17 protein-coding genes are annotated in these 24185 nt (G+C 63.1%); 12 read left to right on the top strand and 5 right to left on the bottom strand.

The window, feature by feature from the left end; genetic code table 11:
- Positions 1-56 precede the first annotated feature (56 nt).
- Together cphA (HBH1_RS11685) and cphA (HBH1_RS11680) are read right to left on the bottom strand one after the other, a co-directional pair.
- Positions 57-2630, bottom strand: a complete 2574-nt coding sequence (gene cphA / locus HBH1_RS11685) for a cyanophycin synthetase (RefSeq protein ID WP_102662895.1) — start codon at positions 2628-2630, stop codon at positions 57-59.
- Between the two features lie 75 nt (positions 2631-2705).
- On the bottom strand, positions 2706-4904 hold the full coding sequence (gene cphA / locus HBH1_RS11680; RefSeq protein WP_102662894.1) for a cyanophycin synthetase: 2199 nt from the start codon (positions 4902-4904) through the stop codon (positions 2706-2708).
- Between the two features lie 661 nt (positions 4905-5565).
- Between cphA (HBH1_RS11680) and HBH1_RS11675 the strand changes: the two genes are divergently transcribed.
- Together HBH1_RS11675 and HBH1_RS11670 are read left to right on the top strand one after the other, a co-directional pair.
- Positions 5566-7842: a cyanophycin metabolism-associated ABC transporter gene (locus HBH1_RS11675; protein ID WP_102662893.1), complete on the top strand. Its 2277-nt coding sequence runs from the start codon at positions 5566-5568 to the stop codon at positions 7840-7842.
- A 4-nt stretch (positions 7843-7846) separates the two neighbouring features.
- Complete coding sequence (locus tag HBH1_RS11670) at positions 7847-8332, top strand: cyanophycin metabolism-associated DUF1854 family protein (RefSeq protein WP_102662892.1); 486 nt, start codon at positions 7847-7849, stop codon at positions 8330-8332.
- Between the two features lie 85 nt (positions 8333-8417).
- Here the strand turns inward: HBH1_RS11670 and HBH1_RS11665 are convergent, their stop codons facing one another.
- The 3 genes from HBH1_RS11665 to map form a co-directional block, all read right to left on the bottom strand.
- Entirely contained in the window at positions 8418-9164 is a 747-nt protein-coding gene (locus HBH1_RS11665; RefSeq protein WP_039874775.1) for a pseudouridine synthase, read from the bottom strand.
- A 109-nt stretch (positions 9165-9273) separates the two neighbouring features.
- Positions 9274-11826 (bottom strand): [protein-PII] uridylyltransferase, encoded by a 2553-nt coding sequence (locus HBH1_RS11660; RefSeq protein WP_102662891.1) that lies wholly within the window; start codon positions 11824-11826, stop codon positions 9274-9276.
- A 154-nt stretch (positions 11827-11980) separates the two neighbouring features.
- Positions 11981-12805, bottom strand: coding sequence for a type I methionyl aminopeptidase (gene map, locus HBH1_RS11655; protein WP_102662890.1), 825 nt, complete (start codon positions 12803-12805; stop codon positions 11981-11983).
- Positions 12806-13123: 318 nt separating this feature from the next.
- Here map and rpsB point away from each other — a divergent pair, with 318 nt between their 5' ends.
- The 10 genes from rpsB to HBH1_RS11605 all read left to right on the top strand — a co-directional run bounded on the left by rpsB (position 13124) and on the right by HBH1_RS11605 (position 24077).
- Complete coding sequence (gene rpsB / locus HBH1_RS11650; RefSeq protein WP_102662889.1) at positions 13124-13864, top strand: 30S ribosomal protein S2; 741 nt, start codon at positions 13124-13126, stop codon at positions 13862-13864.
- A gap of 137 nt (positions 13865-14001) precedes the next feature.
- Positions 14002-14889, top strand: coding sequence for a translation elongation factor Ts (gene tsf, locus HBH1_RS11645; protein ID WP_102662888.1), 888 nt, complete (start codon positions 14002-14004; stop codon positions 14887-14889).
- Between the two features lie 315 nt (positions 14890-15204).
- Positions 15205-15921, top strand: a complete 717-nt coding sequence (pyrH, locus tag HBH1_RS11640; protein ID WP_006462540.1) for a UMP kinase — start codon at positions 15205-15207, stop codon at positions 15919-15921.
- A gap of 116 nt (positions 15922-16037) precedes the next feature.
- Entirely contained in the window at positions 16038-16598 is a 561-nt protein-coding gene (gene frr / locus HBH1_RS11635; protein WP_006462539.1) for a ribosome recycling factor, read from the top strand.
- 199 nt (positions 16599-16797) lie between these two features.
- On the top strand, positions 16798-17556 hold the full coding sequence (gene uppS, locus HBH1_RS11630; RefSeq protein ID WP_077237119.1) for a polyprenyl diphosphate synthase: 759 nt from the start codon (positions 16798-16800) through the stop codon (positions 17554-17556).
- Positions 17556-18383: a phosphatidate cytidylyltransferase gene (locus tag HBH1_RS11625; protein ID WP_102662887.1), complete on the top strand. Its 828-nt coding sequence runs from the start codon at positions 17556-17558 to the stop codon at positions 18381-18383. Before uppS ends, HBH1_RS11625 begins: the two co-directional genes overlap by 1 nt.
- Before the next feature lie 26 nt (positions 18384-18409).
- Entirely contained in the window at positions 18410-19582 is a 1173-nt protein-coding gene (gene ispC / locus HBH1_RS11620) for a 1-deoxy-D-xylulose-5-phosphate reductoisomerase (protein WP_102662886.1), read from the top strand.
- The gene (rseP, locus tag HBH1_RS11615; RefSeq protein WP_102662885.1) at positions 19579-20952 is read left to right on the top strand and encodes an RIP metalloprotease RseP; all 1374 of its coding nucleotides are present in this window, start codon (positions 19579-19581) and stop codon (positions 20950-20952) included. Before ispC ends, rseP begins: the two co-directional genes overlap by 4 nt.
- A 188-nt stretch (positions 20953-21140) precedes the next feature.
- Positions 21141-23522, top strand: a complete 2382-nt coding sequence (gene bamA, locus HBH1_RS11610; protein WP_006462534.1) for an outer membrane protein assembly factor BamA — start codon at positions 21141-21143, stop codon at positions 23520-23522.
- 45 nt (positions 23523-23567) lie between these two features.
- Entirely contained in the window at positions 23568-24077 is a 510-nt protein-coding gene (locus tag HBH1_RS11605; protein WP_233207591.1) for an OmpH/Skp family outer membrane protein, read from the top strand.
- The last annotated feature ends 108 nt before the right edge of the window (positions 24078-24185 follow it).

Raw genomic sequence — 24185 nt, 5'->3', positions numbered from 1 at the left:
CGCCGGGATGCTTTTTCGCTTTTTGCATCACCCGCCAGGCGGGTGTACGGTCGCGGTCAGTGGCTTTCTTTCACGCGGGCGTCGATGTGCGCCAGCGCCTCTTCCACCTGGTCGATCAGGATCAGGCACAGGTCACCCGGCTGCAGCGACGCCAGGGCGGTATCGATGGCGATGAATTCGCCGTCGATTTCCTTGATGTCGCTGGTGCGGCTGGCCTTTTCCAGACCCTGGCGCAGCAGGGCGATCACTTCTCCATCTTCACGGCCACGCTGGCACTGGTCCTGATACAGCACCACCTCGTCGAAGGCATCGCCCAGCAGTTCGGTCTGGCGGGTGATGTCGACATCGCGCCGGTCACCGGCACCGCTGATGACCACCGAACGGCGCTTGGCGGGCATGCTGTCGACAGCCTTGATCAGGGCCTGGATGGCGTCCGGATTGTGGCCGTAGTCGGCGATCAGGGTGGCGCCCTTGTAATCGAACAGGTTGAAGCGGCCCGGTGCGGTGCCGCTGTCGCTGATGAAGCTGGCCAGGGCGCCGGTGATCTGCTCCCAGTCCAGGTTCAGGGCCCATGCCGCGCCGACCGAAGCCATCACGTTCTCGACCTGGAAGCCGATGGCGCCGGCACGGGTCAGGGGGATGCCGGCGAGCTTCAGGCGTTTTTCGAAGCTGCCCTGGGCGGCCACGATGGCGTCGCCATCGCGATAGACGATGCGATGGCCCTGGGCGCGATGGGTGGCCATGATGGGGTGGCTGGGATCGAGCGCGAAGAAGGTCACCGAACCGGGACAGGAAGCGGCCATCTTGGCCACCATCGGATCGGCGGCGTTGAGCACGGCCGTGCCGGTCGGTGCGACGTTCTCGACGATGACGCGCTTGACCACGGCCAGGTCTTCCACGGTGCTGATGTAGGACAGGCCCAGGTGGTCGCCCATGCCGATGTTGGTGACTACGGCCACGGCGCAGCGATCAAAGCCCAGGCCTTCACGCAGCACGCCGCCACGTGCGGTTTCCAGCACGGCCGCATCGACTTCCGGGTGGAACAGCACGTTGCGGGCGCTGCGCGGGCCGCTGCAGTCGCCGGTATCGGTACGCAGGCCGTCAATGTAGACGCCATCGGTATTGGTCATGCCCACGCGCAGGCCGGTCTTGGCCAGCAGATGGGTGATCAGACGCACGGTGGTGGTCTTGCCGTTGGTGCCGGCTACGGCGACCACGGGGATGCGGCCGTCGTCGCCGTCGTCGTACATGGTCGAGACGATGGCTTCGCCGACATCGCGCGCCTTGCCGTAGGAGGGCGAGAGGTGCATGCGCAGGCCTGGCGCGGCATTGACTTCGACGATGCCGCCGCCTTGCTCTTCCAGCGACATGTGTACCGAGTTGCAGACCACGTCCACCCCGCAGATGTCCAGGCCCACCATCTGGGCCGCCGCAATGGCGCGTGCCGCCACGTCGGGATGGACGTCGTCGGTGACATCGGTGGCAGTGCCGCCGGTGGACAGGTTGGCGTTGTTGCGCAGGACCACGCGTACTCCCTGGGCGGGGATGGATTCGGGTTCCAGGTTCTGGCCCGACAGCACCAGCAGGGCGATGTCGTCCAGGCGGATCTTGGTCAGCGAGGTGGCGTGGCCATCGCCGCGCAGCGGGTCGGCGTTGACCTGGTCGATCAGCTGGCGGATGGTGTGCACGCCATCGCCGATAACTTGCGGCGGGTCGCGGCGGGCGGCCGCCACCAGGGTCTTGCCGATCACCAGCAGGCGGAAGTCGTGGCCGGGCAGGTAGCGCTCGACGATCACTTCATCGCTGATCAGGGCGGCGTTGTTGAAGGCACGGGTGATCTGTTCCGGGGTGCTGATGTTGACGGCCACACCCTTGCCCTGGTTGCCGTCCAGCGGTTTGATGACCACGGCCGAACCGATTTCCTCGGCCGCCTTGAGCGCGTCTTCGGCCGTGGTGACCACGCGGCCGTTGGGCACCGGCACACCAGCGGCGTGCAGCAGCATCTTGGTCAGGTCCTTGTCCTGGGCGATGGATTCGGCAATGGCGCTGGTGTTGCTGGTCTCGGCGGCCTGGATGCGCTTCTGACGGCTACCCCAGCCGAACTGCACCATGCTGCCCTGGGTCAGGCGGCGATAGGGAATGCCACGCTTGATGGCGGCATTGACGATGGAGCCGGTGGAAGGACCCAGGCGGACATCTTCGTCCAGCTCGCGGATGCGGGTGAGCGCGGCGGTCAGGTCGAAGGGCGCATCAGCCTGGGCCGCCTGCACCAGTTCCAGCGCCAGGTCGAAGGCCAGGCGGCCGACTTCCTCTTCGCTGTATTCCACCACCACCTGGTAGATGCCGGTCTCGACGGTGGACACCGTGCGGCTGAAGGTCACCGGACAGCCGGCCTGCGATTGCAGGGCCAGGGCCGCGGCGGCCAGCGCGTGGGCCATCGACACCACCTGCTTGCCGCCATCGGGTTCGAGGAAGCCGATCTGCGGGAAGCGGGCGCGCAGGCGCAGTTCGAAGCCGGGCATGTCGTCGATGACGCGCTCGTGTTCCGGGCAGGAAACGATGGCTTCGATGGCAGTGTGTCTGCTCCAGAGATTGGGGCCGCGCAGGGCGCGAATGCGGGATACGTCCATGGACAAGTTTTCCTAGGTGTCTCTTGATCTTGAATCTGTCTGTCTTGCAGTGCGGATGCAGTCCAAGCCGATGGCTCAGGCCACCTGGCTCTTGAACTTCAGGCCTTGCTCTTCGGCCCGTTCGGTACCGAAGAGCTCGATGCCGGCGCGGATCACCTCGGGGCTGATGCCCAGCGCCCAGGCTGCGCCCACGGCGGCCAGCACGTTCTCGACCTGGTAGGCGACGGCGCCGTTTTCGGTCAGCGGAATGGCATCCACCGAGCTGACCTTGCATTCGCGTTCACCGTCGGCCTGGATCAGGTCGCCATCGCGCAGGAACACGGCGCGGCCACCTTCCTTCAGATGGCCGGCCAGCAGTTCGGAGGCCGGATCGGTGCCGAAGAAGATCACCTCGCCATCGCACAGCTGGGCCATGTCCGCCACCAGCGGATCGTCGGCATTGAGCACGGCCGCGCCGTCCGGCAGGACCAGGTCCACCTGGGTGCGCTTGACCTTGGTGGCGATCTGTTCGGCATTCTCGATGTAGAACTCGGGCAGGCTGTCGTTGGGGTCGATGTTGGCGACCACGCCCACCAGGCAGCGGTCATAGGCCAGGCCTTCGGCCAGGATGGCGGCGCTGCCGTTCTCGAACACGGCGGCTTCCACCGCACGGTTCAACAACACGCGGTGCGCGGCATCCCAGTTGGCACGGTTGCCACGCTCGATCTGGCGTTCGGCGAAATACAGGCCATCGCCGCAGGCCAGGCCCACATGCTTGCCCGAGAGGTGAACGATGCGTGCGATCAGGCGCGAAATGGTGGTCTTGCCGTGGGTGCCGGTGACGCCGACGATGGGAATGCGGCCGTTTTCTTCCGGGCCGAAGAGGTTGTCGATGATGGCTTCGCCGACCGGACGCGGCTTGCCGTCGGAGGGCTTCAAGTGCATCAGCAGGCCGGGGCCGGCGTTGACTTCGACGATGGCACCGCCCTGGTCGGCCAGCGGGCGCGAGATGTCTTCAGCCACGATGTCCACGCCGGCGATGTCCAGGCCGACGATGCGTGCGGCCAGCGAGGCGGCGGCGGCCACGCTGGGGTGGACCAGGTCGGTGATGTCGGAAGAGACGTTGCCGTTGCGTAGCAGCAGGATGCGGCGGCCGGCGGCGGGGACCGACTCGGTGGTCAGGCCCTGGCGCTGCAGTTCCAGCGCGGCGGCCGGTTCGCGTTCCAGCAGCACCGGGTCCAGCAGGTGTTCTTCCAGCAGGCCGCGACGCGGGTCGCGGTTCAGTTCGTCCAGCAGGTCCTGGACGGTGGACTTGCCATCGCCGACGATGAAGATGGGTTCGCCACGGGCAGCGGCGGCCAGCTTGCCACCGACGATCAGCAGGCGGTGTTCCAGGCCCGGCACGAAGCGCTCGACCAGCACGCCGCTGCCTTCTTCCAGCGCGACCTTGTAGGCGGTCTCGATTTCCTCGCGGGTGTTCAGGTCGATGAAGACGCCACGGCCATGGTTGGCGTCGCAGGGCTTGACCACCACCGGCAGGCCGATGTCCTGGGCGGCCTCCCAGGCGTCTTCCGGGCTTTCCACCAGCCGACCTTCAGGGACCGGCACGCCGCAGGTCTCCAGCAGCGACTTGGTCAGGTCCTTGTCGCGCGAAATGCCTTCGGCAATGGCGCTGGTCTGGTCGGATTCGGCGGTCCAGATGCGACGCGACTTGCAGCCGTGGCCCAGTTGCACCAGGTTGCCTTCGGACAGGCGGATGGTGGGGATGCGGCGCTCGTCGGCGGCGTCCACGATGCAGGCGGTGCTGGGACCCAGGCACAGGCGGTCGACCATGCGGCGCAGCTTGGAGAGGGTGCCGTCGAGGTCGTAGGGACGGTCTTCGATGGCGGCCATCACCAGATCGCGGGCGGCGAAGAGGGCGGCGCGGGTGACGGTCTCATGGCGGGCGCGCACCACCACCTTGTAGACGCCGCGCACATTGGTTTCGCGGGCCTTGCCGAAGCCGCCGGGCAGGCCGGCCAGGTTCTGCAGTTCCAGGGTGACGTGTTCCAGGATGTGACCGGGCCAGGTGCCCTCGTGCAGGCGACGCACGAAGCCGCCGCGCTCTTCATAGCTGCAGCGGTGTTCGATCAGGGTCGGCAGCCAGGTGGTCAGGCGGTCCGGGAAGCCGGGAATGGTGTTGGAGGGGCAGTCTTCCAGTTCGCCGATATCGATCCACACTTCGAGAGCGGAACGGTAAGTCCAGATGTTCGGACCCTTGAGGTTCAGGAAACGGAGGAATTCGATATTTTTCATGTGTGGTTGGTGTGCCGCTGTGTTGGCCTAAGCCTGGATTGCCGAAGCTGCTGAAATTCTGAAATGCTGGAGCTTGTCCGTTTTGCCCGTGCTGCCTGTACTGCAGATGCATTTGTCGCCGCCCTCATGTGAAGCCCGGCGCAGACCGGTCAGCACTCTGTCAGAATAACGCATGGTTCACTAACGCGCAGGGCGGCGTTTGGTTTACTGGATACGACAGAACGACCCAGGATTTTCTTGTAGGGAAGAACGCTGGCGGCCTGGCCCCGATCCGGGAGACCGCTCAAATGGGCGCAGAAAGGGCATAAAAGTCATCTGTAGGCTGATGCAGGGGGATGGGAAGTGAACGATATTGTCGCAGACTGTTTCTCCCCGTGGCACGCCCGGCGCAAAAAACGCGGTGTTCAGGCGCTCCCGGCATTCGCATTCGACGGGAAAGTGGCACTGAATCTCTGCTCTGGTGCACCGTTTTACCGGTTCTCGCGTTATCGGGTGAAGCTTGTCGCCTATCCGGGGTGCGCGACGCAGGCAGGGGCTGCGGGACGCTGCGCTATAATCGCGCGCTGCTCGCCGCTGAGGCGTTGCAAGCGGTCCGGCGCGACCTGCTCATCCATAAAACAATAGCCAAACTGCTCACTTCGGGCCTCAACGTTGCCGTTACATGACTACTGACTCACATCCTTCCGCGACCGCCAGCCTGCCCGAGCGCTGGCAAACGGAAACTGCTGCCCGCCTGGCGCCCGGCGAAGCCGTGCTGGCCTGGCTGGAGCTGGACCTGGACGCCCAGCTGCAATTCTCCCGCTCATTGGTGCTGGCGACCGAACGCCGCCTGCTCTCCAGCTCTGCCGACGGTCGCGTCTGGCAGGAATGGACCTACGGGGCCGATCTGCAAATGAAGCACCACGACCACGCCGGCGTGGGCACGCTGGAACTGTGCGACGGCACCGGCCGCCTGGCGGCCTGGCGCTACACGCTGGCGCAGAACCCGCAGGCGCTGCGTCTGATCAAGTTGTTCGAGCAGCAACGCGACCTGCTGGCCTCGGGCGTGCAGGTCGAGGAAGAGGGCGACGTCTGCCCGACCTGCAAGGCAGTCCTGCCGGAAGGCCAGGAAACCTGTGCCATCTGCCCCGAGACCAAGGAGGCGCCGCCGTCCACCTGGGCGCTGTTCCGCCTCTCGCGTTTTGCCAAGCCCTACAAGGGGTCGCTGCTGCTGGGCTTCCTGCTGACGCTGGCCTCGACGGCGGCCACGCTGGTGCCGCCCTACATGACCATGCCGTTGATGGACAACGTGCTGATCCCGTTCCAGAACGGCACGCCCATCGATACCCATCTGGCCACGCTCTATCTGTCAGGCCTGCTGGGCGCGGCGCTGCTGGCCTGGGGCCTGGGCTGGGCGCGCACCTACATCCTGGCGCTGGTGTCCGAGCGCATCGGCGCCGACCTGCGCACCACCACCTATGCGCACCTGCTGCGGCTGTCGCAGGAATATTTCGGTGGCAAGCGGACCGGTGACCTGATGGCCCGCATCGGCTCCGAGACCGACCGCATCTGCGTCTTCCTTTCGCTGCACCTGCTGGACTTCGCCATTGATGTGCTGATGATCATCATGACGGCGGCCATCCTGATCTCCATCAACCCCTGGCTGGCGCTGGTGACCCTGTTGCCGCTGCCCTTCATCGCCTGGATGATCCATGTGGTGCGCGACCGTCTGCGCCACGGCTTCGAGAAGATCGACCGCATCTGGTCGGAGGTGACCAACGTGCTGGCCGATACCATCCCCGGCATCCGCGTGGTCAAGGCCTTCGCCCAGGAAAAGCGGGAAGTGGCGCGCTTTCGCGAGGCCAACCGTCACAACCTGATGGTCAATGACCGGGTCAACAAGATCTGGTCGCTGTTTACGCCGACCGTCACCTTCCTGACCGAAGTGGGTCTGCTGGTGGTATGGGTGTTCGGTATCTGGCAGGTCTCCAGCAACCAGATCACGGTGGGTGTGCTGACGGCCTTCCTGGCCTACATCAGTCGCTTCTACACGCGCCTGGATTCGATGAGCCGCATCGTGTCGGTCACCCAGAAGGCGGCCGCCGGCGCCAAGCGCATCTTCGACATCCTGGATCACGTCTCCAGCGTGCCGGAACCGGCCAACCCGGTGCACCTGGAGAAGGTGCAGGGTGCCATCGAAGTACGCAATATCGGCTTCCGCTACGGCAACCGCGCGGTGATCCGCAACATGAGCCTGTCGATTGCTCCGGGCGAGATGATCGGCCTGGTCGGACACAGCGGTTCGGGCAAGTCGACCATGGTCAACCTGATCTGCCGCTTCTACGATGTCTCCGAAGGAGCGATCCGCATCGATGGCGTGGACATCCGTTCGCTGCCGATTTCCGAATACCGCCGCAACATCGGACTGGTGCTGCAGGAGCCTTTCCTGTTCTTCGGCACGATTGCGGAGAACATCGCCTACGGCAAGCCCGAGGCCACCCGCGAGGAAATCATCGCTGCCGCCCGTGCCGCCCATGCCCACGAATTCATCCTGCGCCTGCCGCAGGGTTACGACTCGCTGGTCGGCGAACGCGGGCAGGCGCTGTCGGGCGGCGAGCGCCAGCGCATCTCGATTGCGCGGGCGCTGCTGATCGATCCGCGCATCCTGATCCTGGATGAGGCCACTTCCTCGGTCGATACCACCACCGAAAAGGAAATCCAGAAAGCCCTGGACAACCTGGTGCAGGGGCGTACCACGATCGCCATTGCCCACCGCCTGTCCACGCTGCGCAAGGCCGACCGTCTGGTGGTGCTGGATCGCGGCCAGGTGGTCGAGGTCGGCAACCATGAAGAACTGATGGCCCGCGAAGGGCATTACTACAAGCTCTACCAGGCGCAGGCGCGCAACCCGGACGGGGATGCCGAGGTGTCGGTGAGCGACGATGAGAAGGGCGATTGAAGCCATGACGACCACCACTATTGCCCAGCCGTCCTGGCAACTGCAACGCAACAGCTTCGGCCGCCTGGTGCTCACCGATGTCGATGGTGTCGCCCATGAGAACGTGATTCCGGTGCGTGCATTTCCGGTGTCGGCGCCGGATCACGGTCTGTCGCTGGTCAGCAGCGATGGCCATGAACTGGCCTGGATCGATACGCTGGATGAGCTCGCCGGAAACGCGCGCAAGCTGATCGAGGAAGAGCTGGCCAGCCGCGAATTCATGCCCGAGATCGAGCGTATCGTCAGCGTCTCGACCTTCGCCACGCCCAGCGACTGGACCGTACAGACCACCCGTGGCACCACGACCTTCACTCTCAAGGGGGAGGAGGATATCCGTCGTCTCGCGGCACCGGCGCTCCTGATCGCCGACAGCCATGGCATCCAGTTCCTGATCCGCGACCAGAAGGCGCTGGACAAGCCCAGCCGCAAGATCCTGGATCGTTTCCTCTGATCCCTTTTCCTTGTTCTGCTGGAAAAAGCAACGGCCCTGATGTTGAGTCAGGGCCGTTCTCGTTTGCGGGTAGTGATCTGAACTTCTAGAACTTTTCGTCAGGTCGCAGGTAGCGCCATTGCCCCACCGGCAGGTCGCCCAGCTTGACGCCGCCAATGCGCACGCGTTTCAGGCCGATCACCTTCAATCCCACCATGTCGCACATGCGGCGGATCTGGCGCTTCTTGCCTTCGCGCAGGGTGAAGCGCAACTGGTCTTCGTTCTGCCAGGCCACCTTGGCCGGACGCAGCGGCTTGCCGTCCATGATCAGGCCGTGGTTCAGCCGCTTGAGATCGGATTCGGGCAGCTTGCCGGGGCGGGTGTATTGCACCCGCACCAGATATTCCTTGTCGACCGCCGAATCTTCGCCGATCAGTTGCTTGGCGATGCGGCCGTCCTGGGTCAGCACCAGCAGACCGACGGAGTCGATGTCCAGTCGCCCGGCCGGTACCAGGCTCTTCAGCTGGCGCGGATGGTAGCGCATGTCGGTCTGGTCTTCGACCCAGCGGGATTGCTCGTTGACCAGCACCACGGCGGGCTTGTAGCCGTCCTCGGCCTGGCCGCTGACATAGCCCATGGGCTTGTTGAGGAGGATCGTCACGCGCTGCGCCTGTTCGGCGCTGGCCTGGCGTTCCACGGTCACCTTCTGGTGCGGCAACACCTTGCTGCCCAGCACCGATACCACCACGCCATCGACCCGCACCCAGCCCTTTTCTATCCATTCGTCGGCCTCGCGGCGCGAGCACAGGCCGAGTTCGGACATGCGTTTGGAAAGTCGTACGGGTTCAGTCATGGGAATTGCCTTGCGAAAAACGGGGAGCCGGCCAGCGGCGAGGGTGAGATTGTAAGGCCGACAGGGCCGGCGCGCCAGACTGGCGGCGGCCCTGCCGGTACGGGCGAGGTCAGATGCGCAGGGTCTGCAGCAGTTCGGTTTCCAGCAGGATCTGGTTGCGCGGCTGGGACAGCCCGGGGCCGTCGATCAGGAACACGTCTTCCACCCGTTCGCCCAGGGTCATCACCTTGGCGGTGTGCAGGTTGATCCGGTACTTGGCCAGCACGTTGGAGATCGAATACAGCAGGCCGGCGCGGTCATTGGCCGAGACCGACAGCAGGTAGTACTGACCGCGTTCGTCCGGGCGCAGGTCCACCGAGGGATTGACCGGGAAGGTGCGCGACAGCCGCGACAGGCGGGCCTTGGAAGGGGGCGGCAGCGGCTGCTCCGACTGCAGCAGGGCGCCCAGTTCGTGTTCGATCAGGTTGATGATGTCGCGGTAGTTCTTGGCGAACACCGGGGCATTGATCAGGAAGGCATCCAGCGCGTAGTTGTTGCGGGTGGTGTGGATCTTGGCGTCGAAGATGCTGAAGCTTTTTTCATCAAAGTAGCTGCAGATGCGCGCGAACAGGTCGGGGCGGTCGGGCGTGTAGACCGCCACCTGCACGCCTTCGCCGATGGGCGCCAGGCGGCAGCGCACCAGCGGCACTCCGGTATCGACCTTGTCGTAGAAACAGCGCGTCTGCCAGGCGATGTCGGAGGCGTCGTGGCGCAGGAAGTAGGCCACATCCAGCTGCTTCCAGAGCTGTTCGTGGGCGTCGGCCGGCAGACCATAGAGGCGCAGCGTCTTGATGGCTTCCTGCTGGGTGTTCTTGAGCTCGCGGTCGGCCGAGGGTGCTTCGCCGCCCAGCACGCGCAGGGTCATGCGGTAGAGGTCTTCCAGCAGCTTGCCCTTCCAGGCGTTCCATACCTTCGGGCTGGTGCCGCGGATGTCGGCCACGGTCAGCAGGTAGAGCGCGGTCAGGTGGCGCTCGTCCTTGACCAGCTGGGCGAAGGCGGTGATGACGTCGGGGTCCGACATGTCCTGCTTCTGCGCCACATGCGACATGGCCAGGTGCTGTTCGACGAGGAACACGATGAGCTCGGTATTCTCTTCGGAGATGCCATGCTGCAGGCAGAAGGCCCGCGCATCAGCCATGCCCAGCTTGGAGTGGTCACCGCCGCGCCCCTTGGCGATGTCGTGGAACAGGGCGGCGACGTACAGCACCCAGGGCTGGCCGAAGTTGGCCATCAGCTGGCTGCAGAAGGGGTATTCGTGGGCATGCTCGCTCATGGTGAAGCGGCGTACGTTGCGCACCACCATCAGGATGTGCTGATCCACCGTGTAGACGTGGAACAGGTCGTGCTGCATCTGTCCGACGATCTGGCGGAAATTGGGCAGGTAGCGACCCAGCACGCTGGTGGCGTTCATCCCCCGCAGGGCATGGGTGATGCCGCGCCTGCTCTGGATGATCTGCATGAACAGGCGATGGTTGTGCGGATCGTTGCGGAAGGCATTGTCGATCTTGAAGCGCGCATGCCACAGCGCGCGCATGGTACGGGCCGACATGTCCTTGAGCTCGGGATGCTCGGAGAGCACCAGGAACACCTCCAGCATGGCCGAGGGGGTGTCTTCGAAGACCTTGTCGTGGGCGATGTCGAGGAAGCCATTGACCTCGTTGAAACGCTCGTTGATCTGGCGTGGCACCGCCTGCTGCGGGAACAGGTGGGCCTCGATGTTCTGCAGCAGGATGGTGTTCAACTGGGTCACCGCCTTGGCGGCCCAGTAGTAGCGCTGCATCAGGTATTCGCTGGCGCGGCGGGTATCGGTGGTCTTGAAGCCGAAGGTTTCGGCCAGTTGGGTCTGGATATCGAACACCAGCCGGTCTTCGCGGCGGTCGGTGAGGATGTGCAGACGGATGCGGATATCCTTGAAGGCGCGTTCCTTCTGGCGCAACTGGCGCGCCTCGGTGGAGGTCAGCATGCCGTGTTCGGCCAGTTCGCCCCAGGAATTGCCCAGGCCGGCTGCCTTGGCCACCCACAGGATCACCTGCAGGTCGCGCAGCCCGCCGGGGCTTTCCTTGCAGTTGGGTTCCAGGCTGTAGGGGGTATCTTCATATTTCACGTGGCGCTGGCGCATTTCCAGGGTCTTGGCCTGAAAGAAGGTCAGCGGGTCGAGCGCGGCGTGGTAGCGCTCCTGCAGGCGCTTGAAGAGGGCCCGGTTGCCGGTGACCAGGCGCGCTTCCAGCAGGCTGGTCTGGACCGTGATGTCGGCCGCCGATTCGTCCAGGCATTCGTCGATGGTGCGTATGCTGTGGCCGATTTCCAGGCCGATGTCCCAGAACAGTTGCACCAGCGATTCCAGCTTTTCCTTCTTGGCGGCGTCCGGTGCCTGGTCCAGCAGGATCAGTACATCCACGTCCGAATGCGGGAACAGTTCGCCACGGCCATAGCCGCCCACGGCCACCAGCGCGGCATTGCCGGACATGCCCAGTTCTTCCCAGGCCTTGGTCAGCGCTTCATCGACATTGCGGCGCAATTGCGCCAGCAGTTGCTCGGTCTTGTGATTGGACTGGAACACATCGATGGCTTGCTGGCGCGCGGCCTTGAGCTGTTTCTTGAGCGTGATGGCGAGAGTGGGCATCGGTGGATTCGATCAAAGGAGGCAGGGCGCCGGGGTAGCGCCAACAACGGACGGGGCCGCATCCCCATGCGGCCCCGAGCCCTTAGCAGGTTTCATGCCGGAAACTGCGGGCGGGGCAGGTGGCGTCACCGTTGCTTGCCCCGCCATCATTCGCTCAGGCCGCGGCAGCGACCTGGTTCTGAATGAAGGCCGGCGGCGCCGGCATGCCGGGCGAGACGGTCAGCACTTCGAAACCGGTCTCGGTGACCAGGACGGTGTGTTCCCACTGCGCCGACAGGCTGCGGTCCTTGGTCTTGATGGTCCAGCCGTCGCCCATCTCGCGGATTTCGCGGCGGCCGGCGTTGATCATGGGTTCGACGGTGAAGATCATGCCGGCTTCCAGCTTTTCCAGGGTGCCGGGGCGGCCATAGTGCAGCACCTGCGGCTCTTCGTGGAAGACCTTGCCGATGCCGTGGCCGCAGAACTCGCGCACCACACTATAGCCGGCCTTTTCGGCGTGCTGCTGGATGACGTGGCCGATGTCGCCCAGATGGGCGCCCGGCTTGATCTTGGCGATGCCCAGCCACATGCATTCGTAGGTGATCTCGGTGAGTCGGCGCGCCAGGATGGAAGGCTCGCCCAGGAAGAACATGCGGCTGGTGTCGCCGTGGTAGCCGTCCTTGATGATGGTGACGTCGATGTTGAGCACGTCGCCGTTCTTCATGACCTTGTCGCCGGGGATGCCGTGGCAGATCACGTCATTGAGCGAGGTGCAGATGGCCTTGGGGTAGGGGGTGTAGCCGGGAGGGCAGTAATTGAGCGGGGCCGGGATGCTGCCTTGTACATTGGTCATGTACTCGTGGCAGAGGCGGTCGATCTCGCCGGTGGTGACGCCGGGCTTCACGAAGGGGGTGATGTAGTCCAGCACCTCGGCGGCCAGGCGGCCGGCCACGCGCATGCCTTCGATGTCTTCGGCGGTCTTGATGGTGATATTGCCCATGATGAATCGCAATTCGCTAGAAAATCGTCAAGTCGGGATTATAGACGACGGGGGTATTTTCTGTTTTGCCGGCCATGGCAGCAGGTCAGATAGCAATTTGATGTGCTACTTGAACAAAAGGGCAGGGTCGAGTAGAATGCCGGGCTGATCTGAAACCACAGGTCGGTTGCTGGAATCGGTGTGCGGAATGAATCTTCATATCTTTTTGGCAATATGTGTTGTAAATCTTTTTGAAACGCGAATCCGTTCGCTAAAAGGGTGTCTGGCTGCATGAGCCGGATGACCGAGCGGATTCCAGACCTAACCCTGGAGAAATTCATGTCCGTTACCATGCGCGAAATGCTGGAAGCCGGTGTCCACTTCGGTCACCAAACCCGCTTCTGGAACCCCAAGATGGCCCCCTTCATCTTCGGCCACCGCAACAAGATTCACATCGTCAACCTGGAAAAGACCCTGGGCATGTACCAGGAGGCGCAGAAGTACGTGCGTCAACTGTCGTCCAACCGCGGCACCATCCTGTTCGTCGGCACCAAGCGCCAAGCGCGCGAAATCCTGTCGGCCGAAGCACAACGTGCTGGCGTGCCTTACGTCGATCAGCGCTGGCTGGGCGGCATGCTGACCAACTTCAAGACCATCAAGACCTCGATCAAGCGTCTGAAGGACATGGAAGCAGCAGTCGAAGACGGTTCCGTCGAGAAGCTGTCCAAGAAGGAAGCCCTGCTGTTCAGCCGTGAACAGGAAAAGCTGCAGAAGGCCATCGGCGGCATCAAGGACATGGGTGGCATTCCTGACGCCATCTTCGTCATCGACGTCGGCTACCACAAGGGCGCCATCACCGAAGCCGCCAAGCTGGGCATCCCGGTCATCGGCGTGGTCGATACCAACCACTCGCCCGAAGGCGTCACCTACGTGATCCCGGGTAACGACGACTCCGCCAAGGCAATCGCACTGTACGCCCGCGGCATGGCTGACGCCGTGCTGGAAGGCCGTGCCAACGCCGTCAACGACGTGGTCGAAGCAGTCAAGGGCGATGAATTCGTCGAGGTCGAGCAGGCTTGATTCTGCTCTTCCGGTAGTACGGTAGTACAAAAAGGGGTGACAGCGGGTAGTGACGCAGTGGCCCCTTTTTTTTGATTCAATTTTCGAGTTTCGGGCATGCCGCAGGATGCGGGATGCCTCCAAGTCAGGAGAATAGTATGGCGGCAATTACCGCAGCAATGGTGGGCGATCTGCGCGCGAAGACCGACGCGCCGATGATGGAATGCAAGAAGGCGCTGACCGAAGCCGGTGGCGACATGGCCAAGGCGGAAGAGATTCTGCGCGTCAAGCTGGGCAGCAAGGCTTCCAAGGCTTCTTCCCGTATCACCGCCGAAGGCGTGATCTCGACCTACATCGCCGGCAACGTCGGCGCGCTGGTCGAAGTGAACTGCGAAACCGACTTCGTGACCAAGAACGACGAGTTCATCGGTCTGGTCGAAGCCGCTGCCAAGCTGGTGGTCGAGCAGAACCCGGCTGACGTGGCTGCCCTGGGCGCCTGCAAGCTGGCCGACGGCAAGACCCTGGAAGAACTGCGTACCGAACTGATCGGCCGCATCGGCGAGAACATGTCGTTCCGTCGCTTCCAGCGTTTCGAAACCAGCGGCAAGCTGGCTTCCTACCTGCACGGTACCCGTATCGGCGTGATCGTCGAGTTCGACGGTGCCGACGAGCAAGTGGGCAAGGACGTGGCCATGCACATCGCCGCCATGAAGCCGGTCGCCCTGTCGGCCGAGCAAGTGCCGGCCGACCTGATCGAGAAGGAACGCTCGGTCGCCGCCCTGAAGGCTGCCGAATCCGGCAAGCCGGCCGAGATCGTCGCCAAGATGGTGGACGGTTCGGTGCAGAAGTACCTGAAGGAAGTCTCCCTGTTCAACCAGGCTTTCGTGAAGAACGACAAGCAAAGCGTCGAACAGATGCTCAAGGCCGCCAATGCGACCGTCAAGTCGTTCGCCATGTACGTGGTGGGTGAAGGCATCGAGAAGAAGCAGGACGACTTCGCCGCCGAAGTGGCTGCGCAAGTGGCTGCAGCGAAACAAGCTCAGTAAGCGTTGCAAGAAAAACGGGCCGAGAGGCCCGTTTTTTTAAGCCGGTCCCCGGGAACTTTCGGAGAAGGCTGCATCTATCCTCTGGGTCGGCTGCCGGGTGATCCGATGGCAGGTGCGGTGGACAGGGTGCAAGTAGCAATGGCAACAGCATGGAAGCAATGGCAGTCGTAGTGGCAATAGAGTAGGGCGCAGCAGTAACCCCCTCATGCGTTCGGGCTACATCCAGATGACGAAATCGCGCCGTTTCGTCGGGTGACAGCGAGTGCCGACGCGTCAACAAGCAATTCAACATCGGAAAGAACACGGAGCCCTGCAATGACAACACCTGCTTATAAGCGCGTACTCCTCAAACTCTCCGGCGAAGCACTGATGGGCGACGACGCCTACGGTATCAATCGCGCGACCATCGAACGCATGGTCGCGGATGTAGCAGAAATCAGCAAACTGGGCGTGGAACTGGCCATCGTGATCGGTGGCGGCAACATCTTCCGCGGCGTGGCGCCGGGCGCCCAGGGCATGGATCGTGCGACCGCCGACTACATGGGCATGCTGGCCACCGTCATGAACTCGCTGGCCCTGGCCGACGCGATGCGTCAGGCTGGCCTGACAGCCCGCGTGATGTCCGCCATCGGCATCGAACAGGTGGTCGAGCCCTATGTGCGCCCGAAGGCGCTGCAATACCTGGAAGAGGGCAAGATCGTGGTCTTCGCTGCCGGTACCGGCAACCCCTTCTTCACCACCGATACCGCCGCCGCCCTGCGTGGCTCGGAAATCGGCGCCCAGATCGTGCTCAAGGCCACCAAGGTCGATGGCGTCTATACCGCCGACCCGAAGAAGGACCCGGCCGCGACCCGCTACCAGTCGATTTCCTTCGACGAAGCCATCGCCAAGCATCTGCAGGTGATGGACGCGACCGCCTTCGCGCTTTGCCGTGACCAGAAGCTGCCGATCAAGGTGTTTTCCATCGTCAAGCCGGGCGCGCTCAAGAGCGTGGTCATGGGTGACGACGAGGGTACCCTGGTCCACGTCTGAGCCGTATTGCGGAACAGAAACCGGCCGCAGGCCGGTCATTCCCGTTTACAATGCCCCTCTTTCAGGCATTTGCCATCAAGAAAAGCCAAGTTATTGCACCAAGTTAGGAGAGCAGCATGAGTGTCGCTGACGTCAAGAAAAATACTGAACAGAAGATGGGTAAGTCCATCGAGACCCTGAAAGCCAACCTGGCCAAGGTCCGTACCGGCCGCGCCCATACCGGCCTGCTGGACCAGGTGATGGTCGATTACTACGGTTCGCCGACCGGCCTGTCGCAGGTCGCCAACCTGACCCTGATCGACGCCCGCACCATCGGTGTGCAGCCGTACGAGAAGAAGATGGTCGCTGCCGTCGAGAAGGCCATCCGGGAAGCCGACCTGGGCCTGAACCCGGCCACCCACGGCGAACTGATCCGCGTGCCGATGCCGCCGCTGACCGAAGAGCGCCGCAAGGAAATGGTCAAGCTGGTCAAGAGCGAAGCCGAAGATGCCAAGATCGCGGTGCGCAACATCCGTCGCGAAGGCAACGAAGGTCTGAAGAAGCTGGTCAAGGACAAGGTCGCCTCGGAAGATGACGAGCGTCGTGGCCAGGACGAAATCCAGAAGCTGACCGACAAGTTCGTCGCCGAAATCGACAAGCTGGTGGGCGACAAGGAAAAGGAAGTGATGACCGTGTAGGTCGTCCGGCAGGCCCATGCGCGACCGTGCAGACGGTCGCGCTGCACGAGAAGTCAAAGACAGCACATGTGCGGGCGCGCAGCGGGGAGCAATTCGGGTGGGGCAGGGCGTGGGCGGCTGGTTTGTCAAAGCGCCCGGCTGCCGTTACCATGAGGCGCTGCACCGCTCCCCATGCACCGAAATGCACTAAATTATTTTCATGAAGCATCAAAGCTCAACTCTTGCGGTTCCGGATTCTTCCGCGGTTCCGCGCCATGTTGCCATCATCATGGACGGCAACGGTCGTTGGGCGACCAAGCGTTTCCTGCCGCGCGTGGCGGGGCATGCCAAGGGGGTGGACGCAGTACGTTCCATCGTCGAGGCCAGTGCCGAACGCGGCATCGAATTCCTGACCCTGTTTGCCTTCAGTTCCGAGAACTGGCGTCGCCCGGCCGATGAAGTGTCGGTATTGATGCGGCTGTTCATGACCGTGCTGGAGCGTGAAGTGGGCAAGATGGCCAATAACGGCATCCGCCTCAAGATCGTCGGCGACATGAGCCGTTTCGATCCCAAGCTGCAGGAGATGGCCGCCAAGGCTGAGGCCCAGACGGCCGGCAATAGCCGTCTGACCCTGACCGTCTGCGCCAATTACGGTGGCCGCTGGGATGTCATGCAGGCGGTCTCGCGCATGGTCAAGGACAAGCCGGGTGTATCCGATTACACCGAAGAAGAACTGGCGCCCTACCTGGCCATGGCCTATGCCCCGGAGCCGGACCTGTTCATCCGCACCGGCGGTGAACAGCGCATTTCCAATTTCCTGCTGTGGCAACTGGCCTACAGCGAACTGTATTTCACCGAGACCTTCTGGCCCGACTTCGATGCCAAGGCGCTGGATGTGGCGATCGGGTCCTATCAACAACGCGAGCGCCGCTTCGGGCGCACCAGTGCCCAGGTGCTGGACCAGAAAAAGGCTTCCTGATGCTCAAGACGCGTGTCATCACGGCGTTGATTTTGCTGGCAATCCTGTTGCCGATCCTGTATTTCGGCTATTTCCCGGCCTTTGCCATGGCTGCGCTGGTGTTTTTCGCCGCCGGCGCCTGGGAATGTTTCCGCCTCTTCAAGAGCCCGCGTCCGACCTTGTGGGCCGTCGTGTGGACGCTGGTCTTCTGTGTGATCCTGTTCTTCAGCGGCCTGCCCAGCGTGCGTCCGCTCTACGTGCTGTGCGTGCTGTTGTGGGCATTGCGGTTCGTGCCAGCCCTGGGGCTGGGCCTGCCCAAGGTCGAGGCCTTCGGCAATCGCCTGCTCAATGCGACCTATATGCTGTCCATCCTCGGCTGCTTCGTGGCCATCGTGGATCTGTTCCAGCGTTCGCCGCTGTATCTGCTGTCGGTGATGGCGGTGGTGTGGGTGGCTGACATCGGCGCCTATTTCGCCGGCAAGGGTTTCGGTCGCCACAAGCTGGCGCCGACCATTTCTCCGGGCAAGTCCTGGGAAGGCGCCATCGGTGGCTGGCTGGCGGTGCTGGTGATTTCGGCCGCCGTGGCCATGTCCATGAGCGCGGGCGAGACCTTCCAGTTTCACCTCTTCAATCGTTGGGGCTGGGCCGGTTTTGTCGGGGCCTTGAGCCTGATGGTGGTGGCCAGCGTGGTGGGCGATCTCTTCGAGTCGCAGCTCAAGCGGCGCGCCGGCATGAAGGACAGCAGCAACCTGCTTCCTGGTCATGGCGGCGTCCTCGACCGCATTGATGCACTCATCCCGGTGCTGCCCCTGGCGGCGCTGGTCGACCTCTGGCTGGCGGCTGCCTGAGCCGCCGCTTTCCTTCTGGAAATTCCATGCAGTCCATCAGCATTCTCGGTTCCACCGGCTCCATCGGCGTGTCCACGCTGGATGTGGTCGCCCGTCATCCGGACCGTTACCGCGTCCATGCCCTGAGTGCGCATGCGCGCGTGGCCGAACTGGCCGAGCAATGCCAGCGTTTTCGTCCGCAAGTGGCCGTGGTCGGTTCGGCCGAGGCGGCCGCCGAGTTGCAGAAGCTCTTGCGTGCAGCCGATCTGCAGACCGAAGTGGCCTATGGACCGCAGGCCCTGTGCGATATCGCCGCCGCCGATGGTTGCGACATGGTCATGGCCGCCATCGTGGGCGCTGCCGGCCTGGCATCGACGCTGGCCGCCGCTCGTGCCGGCAAGAAGATATTGCTGGCCAACAAGGAAGCCCTGGTCATCTCCGGCCAGTTGCTGATGGACACGGTGGCTGCCCATGGTGCCAGCCTGCTGCCCATCGATAGCGAGCACAACGCCATTTTCCAGTGCCTGCCGGCGGACTATTCCCGCTCGATGTCGGCGCACGGCGTCGAGAAGATCCTGCTGACCGCCTCCGGCGGGCCCTTCCTGAATCGCGATGTCAGCACGCTGGACCAGGTGACCGTGGAAGAAGCGGTGGCGCATCCCAAGTGGGTGATGGGGCGCAAGATCTCGGTGGATTCGGCCACCATGATGAACAAGGGCCTGGAAGTGATCGAGGCGCACTGGCTCTTTGGTGCGCCGGCCGACAAGATCGAGGTGGTGATCCACCCTCAAAGCGTGATCCATTCCATGGTGTCCTATGCCGACGGCTCGGTGCTGGCACAGTTGGGCAACCCCGACATGCGCACCCCGATTGCCAATGCGCTGGCCTATCCGGAGCGGATCGCCTCCGGCGTGGCCCCGCTGGACCTGGCGCAGATCGCGCAGCTGTCCTTCTCGGCGCCTGATTATCGGCGCTTTCCCTGCCTGAAACTGGCGTATGATGCCCTGCGAGCCGGTGGCACACTGGCGGCCATCCTCAATGCCGCCAACGAAGTTGCCGTGCAGGCCTTCCTGGACCGCCGCATCGGCTTCGGGAAGATCGCTCTCCTGATCCAAGAGGTCATGTCCGCCATCCCCAACCGCCAAGCCGACGATATCGCCGCCTTGCTGGAGCAGGACCGGCAGGCACGCACCCACGCCGAGGCCCTGATTTCACGATGACACTGCTGCATACCCTGATCGCTTTCTTTGTCGCCCTGGGCAGCCTGGTGGTGGTGCACGAACTGGGCCATTACCTGGTCGCCCGCTGGTGTGGGGTCAAGGTACTGCGTTTCTCGGTGGGTATGGGGCGGGTGATCTGGTCGCGACGTTTCGGGCGTGATCAGACCGAGTGGGCGCTGTCGATCCTGCCGCTGGGCGGTTACGTCAAGATGCTCGATGCCCGGGAGCAACCACTGGAAGACATCCCCGAAGCCGATCTCAAACGCGAATTCACCCGGCAGTCGGTATGGCGCCGCATCGCCATCGTGGCGGCGGGGCCGATTGCCAATTTCCTGCTGGCCATCGTCCTGTTCGCCGGGCTCTACATGCATGGCGTACCCGAGCCGGTGCCGGTGCTGCGCGCCGCGGCCGAGCAAAGTGCGGCCTACCAGGCCGGCCTGCGCGCCGGTGACCGCATCACCGCCATCAATGGCGCACCGGTGCAGGTCTGGTCGGAGGTGCGCTGGAAGCTGATGCAGCTGGTGCTGGAGAAGGCCGATGCCCGTGTGGATGTGGAGCGTCCCAATCCGAATGGCAGTGGCAAGCTGCTCAACAGTGTGACACTGCGTCTGGCCGGGATCGACAGCAATGAGCTGGAAGGCGATTTCCTGGGCAAGCTGGGCCTGGCCCTGGCGCGTCCACCGGCCGTGCTGGGCAAGATCATGGAGGGGCCGGCCAAGGTGGCCGGGCTGCGGAGCGGTGACCGCATCACCGCCATCGACGCGGTCCCGGTCCAGGATGGCCTGGCCTTTGTCGAAAAGGTCCGTGAATCGGCCGGCAAGTCGCTGCTGCTGGAAGGCGTGCGCGGCGGCAACCGCTTCGAGGTACGCGTGACCCCGGAGGCGGTGGAAGAAGGCGACAGCGGCAAGCGCATCGGTCGCATCAAGGTGGAAGTGCCGCTGGCACCGGAGATGGCCACCGTCAGTGATGGCCCGCTGACCGCCTTGGCCAAGGGCGCACAGCGTACCTGGGATACCAGCGCGATGACCGTCAAGATGATCGGCAAGATGATCGTCGGCCAGGTTTCGCTGAAGAACATCACCGGCCCCATCACCATCGCCGACTACGCCGGGCAGACCGCGCGCGTGGGTCTGGTCAGCTATCTGAGCTTCCTGGCCTTCATCAGCATCAGCCTCGGCGTGATGAATCTCTTGCCAATCCCGGTTCTAGATGGCGGTCATTTGCTGTATTATGCGCTGGAGATTTTGACAGGACGGCCCGTTTCCGAACGGTTTGGGGAAATCGCGCAGCGTGCCGGCCTGGGTTTACTGATGGCGCTGATGCTCGTTGCCGCATTCAACGATATCGTGCGGCTGATGTTCCAAGGATGAATCCGGCCTGATGCCGGCCCCGGCGATACCAGCGGCGGGGCGGCGCGAAAGACCGGATTTTTTACATTTGCCGGCCAAGCCCGATGGCAGTTGTTAAGCAATTGGCAATGGATCTGGGATCCGTTTCCAATTCCTTACCAGCATCTTGTCAGGCAGTGTCACGGCGAAAAACTGTTGATGAACGATAGATGAAATTACACCCTGCGCAACATCCCATCCCGACCTTCTCCCGTCGCCTGATCGCCGCAGCCGCCTTTGCCCTGTGCTCCAGCCAGGCCATGGCGGTCACGCCCTTCGTGGTCAAGGATATCCGCGTCGAAGGCATCCAGCGTACCGAGGCCGGCACGGTCTTCAGCTACCTGCCGGTGCGCGTGGGCGACACGTTCAACGATGAAAAGGCCACTGCTGCCATCAAGGCGCTGTATGCCACCGGCTTCTTCCGCGATGTGCGCATCGAGGCCGAAGGCGACGTGCTGGTGGTGCAGGTGGTCGAACGTCCGGCCATCGCCAGCGTCGATTTCTCCGGCATCAAGGAGTTCGACAAGGAACAGCTGACCAAGGCCCTGAAGGAAATTGGCGTGGCCGAGTCGCGCATCTTCGACCGCTCCCAGGTCGATCGTGCCGAGCAGGAATTGAAGCGCCAGTACCTGTCGCGCGGCCTGTACGGCGCCAAGGTGTCCACCACCGTCACCCCGGTCGAGCGTAATCGCGTGGCGATTACCTTCTCGGTGGACGAAGGTGAAGTTTCCCGCATCAAGCAGATCAATTTCGTCGGCAACAAGGTGTTCTCCGACAGCACCCTGCGTGACCAGATCAAGCTGACCACCCCGGGCTGGTTCACCTGGTACACCAAGGCCGACCAGTATTCCAAGGAAAAGCTGCAGGGCGACATCGAGACCCTGCGCTCGTACTACCTGGATCGCGGCTACCTGGAAATGCAGGTCGAATCGACCCAGGTGTCGATCACGCCCGACAAGAAGGACATCTACATCACCGTCAACATCAAGGAAGGCGAGAAGTACACCGTCTCCGGCGTCAAGCTTGAAGGCGAGATGTTCGGCATGGAGCCGGAACTGTCCAAGCTGGTGCAACTGAAGCCGGGCGACGTCTATTCCGGCGCCAAGCTCACCGACAGCACCAAGAAGATCGGCGAGCGCCTGGGCAACTTCGGCTATGCCTTCGCCAACGTCAACGCCAACCCCAATGTCGATCGCGAAAAGAAGGAAGTCGCCTTCACCATCATGGTCGACCCGGGCAAGCGCGTCTACGTGCGTCACGTCAACATCGCCGGCAACACCAAGACCCGCGATGAGGTGATCCGCCGCGAATTCCGCCAGTTCGAGGATTCCTGGTACGACGGTGAAAAGATCAAGCTCTCGCGCGACCGCGTGGACCGTCTGGGCTACTTCAAGGAAGTCACCGTCGATACGCCGGAAGTGCCGGGTACCAGCGACCAGGTGGACCTCAACATGAAGGTCGAGGAAAAGCCGACCGGCAACATCATGGTCGGCGCCGGCTTCTCGCAGTCCGACAAGCTCAGCCTGACCGGCTCGATCTCGCAGGAAAACGCCTTCGGTAGCGGTAATACCGTGGGTATCGACATCAACACCAGCTCGCGCTATCGCACGATCTCGCTGTCGACCACCAATCCGTATTTCACCGATGACGGCATCAGCCGCACCTATGAAATCTACCTGCGCACGATCCGCCCCTCGGTCTATACGACCGGTGACTATCGCGTCAAGACGCTGGGTGGCAGCATCAAGTTCGGCGTGCCGTTCTCGGAACTGGATCGCGTCTTCTTCGGTATCGGCGTGGAAAACACCAACGTCAGCACCGACAGCACCAGCCCCTCGCTGTACCGGCAGTATGTGCGCGACTTCGGCGGCGCCGGCGCTGCGGGTTGCGATGTGACCGACGTCTCCTCGGGGGCAACGTGCGGTATCGGCAGCGCCCGTACCACCAGCATCCCGCTGACGGTGGCGTGGCAGCGTGACGGCCGCGACTCGGCCCTGGTCCCGACGTCCGGCCGCTATCAGCGCGCCAACCTGGAAGTCTCGTACCTTGGTACCCTGAAGTACTACCGTGCCAGCTATCAGCACCAGTACTTCCAGCCCTTCTTCAGCAAGGCCGTGACCCTGGCCCTGAATGGCGAAGTCGACTACGGCCGCGGCATTGGCAGCAAGCCTTATCCGGTGTTCAAGAACTACTATGCCGGCGGTATCGGCACCGTGCGCGGCTACGAAGCGTCTTCGCTGGGTTCGCTGAAGGACCAGTACGGCGACTCCATGGGTGGCGCCTCGCGTCTGTACGGCAACGCCGAGTTGCAGTTCCCGTTCCCGGGTTCGGGCCAGGACCGTACGCTGCGCTGGTTCACCTTCTTTGACGGCGGCAACGTCTTCGCTGACGGTCAGAACATCAAGCTGAACGACCTGCGTTATTCGGCCGGTGTGGGTATCAGCTGGGTGTCACCAATCGGCCCTCTGAAGCTCAGCTTCGGTAAGCCATTGAACCTGAAGACGGGTGACAAGTCTCAAACCTTCCAGTTCCAACTGGGTACCGGCTTCTAAAGCGGTCATCATTGATTCGTAATACGGAGAGTAATCTTGAAGTTCATGACCAAATCGTTCCTGTCCCTGCAGACCATCGTGATGGCTGCCTGCCTGTTGAGCTTTGCCCCTGCCCATGCGCAGGAGAGCTCGAAAATCGCCTTCGTCAGCACCGAGCGCATCTTCCGCGAAGCCGCTCCGGCCAAGGCTGCCCAAGCCAAGCTGGAAGCCGAATTCGCCAAGCGCGACCGTGAGCTGCAAGACATGGCCGCCCGTCTGAAGGCCCAGTCCGACAAGCTGGACAAGGACGCTGCCGTGCTGTCCGATTCCGACCGCGCCAAGCGCCAGCGTGACCTGTCCGATCTGGACAAGGAATTCCAGCGCAAGCAGCGCGAGTTCCGTGAAGACCTGAACCAGCGCCGCAACGAAGAACTGGCGGTTGTGCTGGAGCGTACCAACAAGGTGATCCGCCAGATCGCCGATGCCGAGAAGTACGACATCGTGTTCCAGGAAGCCGTCTACGCCAGCAAGCGTATCGACATCACCGACAAGGTGCTCAAGGAACTGGCCAAGTAATTGCATTACCGCCGTGCGGGCGCGGGGCAGCATCGCCCCGGCGCCCGCATGTCGCTTCAGGGGCCGCCATGCAGGCGGCTTTCGTTTTATCGTCATTCCAGGCAACGC

Source organism: Herbaspirillum sp. BH-1 (assembly GCF_002870055.1).
Lineage (GTDB): Bacteria > Pseudomonadota > Gammaproteobacteria > Burkholderiales > Burkholderiaceae_D > Herbaspirillum > Herbaspirillum frisingense.
The sequence above is the reverse complement of the archived record's forward strand: the minus strand, read 5'-3'. Positions and strand labels throughout refer to the sequence as shown.

Bases quoted from the DNA above. Each gene is read 5' to 3' on its own strand.
- cphA (WP_102662895.1), bottom strand. From the start codon at position 2,630: ATGGACGTATCCCGCATTCGCGCCCTGCGCGGCCCCAATCTCTGGAGC.
- cphA (WP_102662894.1), bottom strand. From the start codon at position 4,904: ATGAAAAATATCGAATTCCTCCGTTTCCTGAACCTCAAGGGTCCGAAC.
- HBH1_RS11675 (WP_102662893.1), top strand. From the start codon at position 5,566: ATGACTACTGACTCACATCCTTCCGCGACCGCCAGCCTGCCCGAGCGC.
- HBH1_RS11670 (WP_102662892.1), top strand. From the start codon at position 7,847: ATGACGACCACCACTATTGCCCAGCCGTCCTGGCAACTGCAACGCAAC.
- HBH1_RS11665 (WP_039874775.1), bottom strand. From the start codon at position 9,164: ATGACTGAACCCGTACGACTTTCCAAACGCATGTCCGAACTCGGCCTG.
- HBH1_RS11660 (WP_102662891.1), bottom strand. From the start codon at position 11,826: ATGCCCACTCTCGCCATCACGCTCAAGAAACAGCTCAAGGCCGCGCGC.
- map (WP_102662890.1), bottom strand. From the start codon at position 12,805: ATGGGCAATATCACCATCAAGACCGCCGAAGACATCGAAGGCATGCGC.
- rpsB (WP_102662889.1), top strand. From the start codon at position 13,124: ATGTCCGTTACCATGCGCGAAATGCTGGAAGCCGGTGTCCACTTCGGT.
- tsf (WP_102662888.1), top strand. From the start codon at position 14,002: ATGGCGGCAATTACCGCAGCAATGGTGGGCGATCTGCGCGCGAAGACC.
- pyrH (WP_006462540.1), top strand. From the start codon at position 15,205: ATGACAACACCTGCTTATAAGCGCGTACTCCTCAAACTCTCCGGCGAA.
- frr (WP_006462539.1), top strand. From the start codon at position 16,038: ATGAGTGTCGCTGACGTCAAGAAAAATACTGAACAGAAGATGGGTAAG.
- uppS (WP_077237119.1), top strand. From the start codon at position 16,798: ATGAAGCATCAAAGCTCAACTCTTGCGGTTCCGGATTCTTCCGCGGTT.
- HBH1_RS11625 (WP_102662887.1), top strand. From the start codon at position 17,556: ATGCTCAAGACGCGTGTCATCACGGCGTTGATTTTGCTGGCAATCCTG.
- ispC (WP_102662886.1), top strand. From the start codon at position 18,410: ATGCAGTCCATCAGCATTCTCGGTTCCACCGGCTCCATCGGCGTGTCC.
- rseP (WP_102662885.1), top strand. From the start codon at position 19,579: ATGACACTGCTGCATACCCTGATCGCTTTCTTTGTCGCCCTGGGCAGC.
- bamA (WP_006462534.1), top strand. From the start codon at position 21,141: ATGAAATTACACCCTGCGCAACATCCCATCCCGACCTTCTCCCGTCGC.
- HBH1_RS11605 (WP_233207591.1), top strand. From the start codon at position 23,568: ATGACCAAATCGTTCCTGTCCCTGCAGACCATCGTGATGGCTGCCTGC.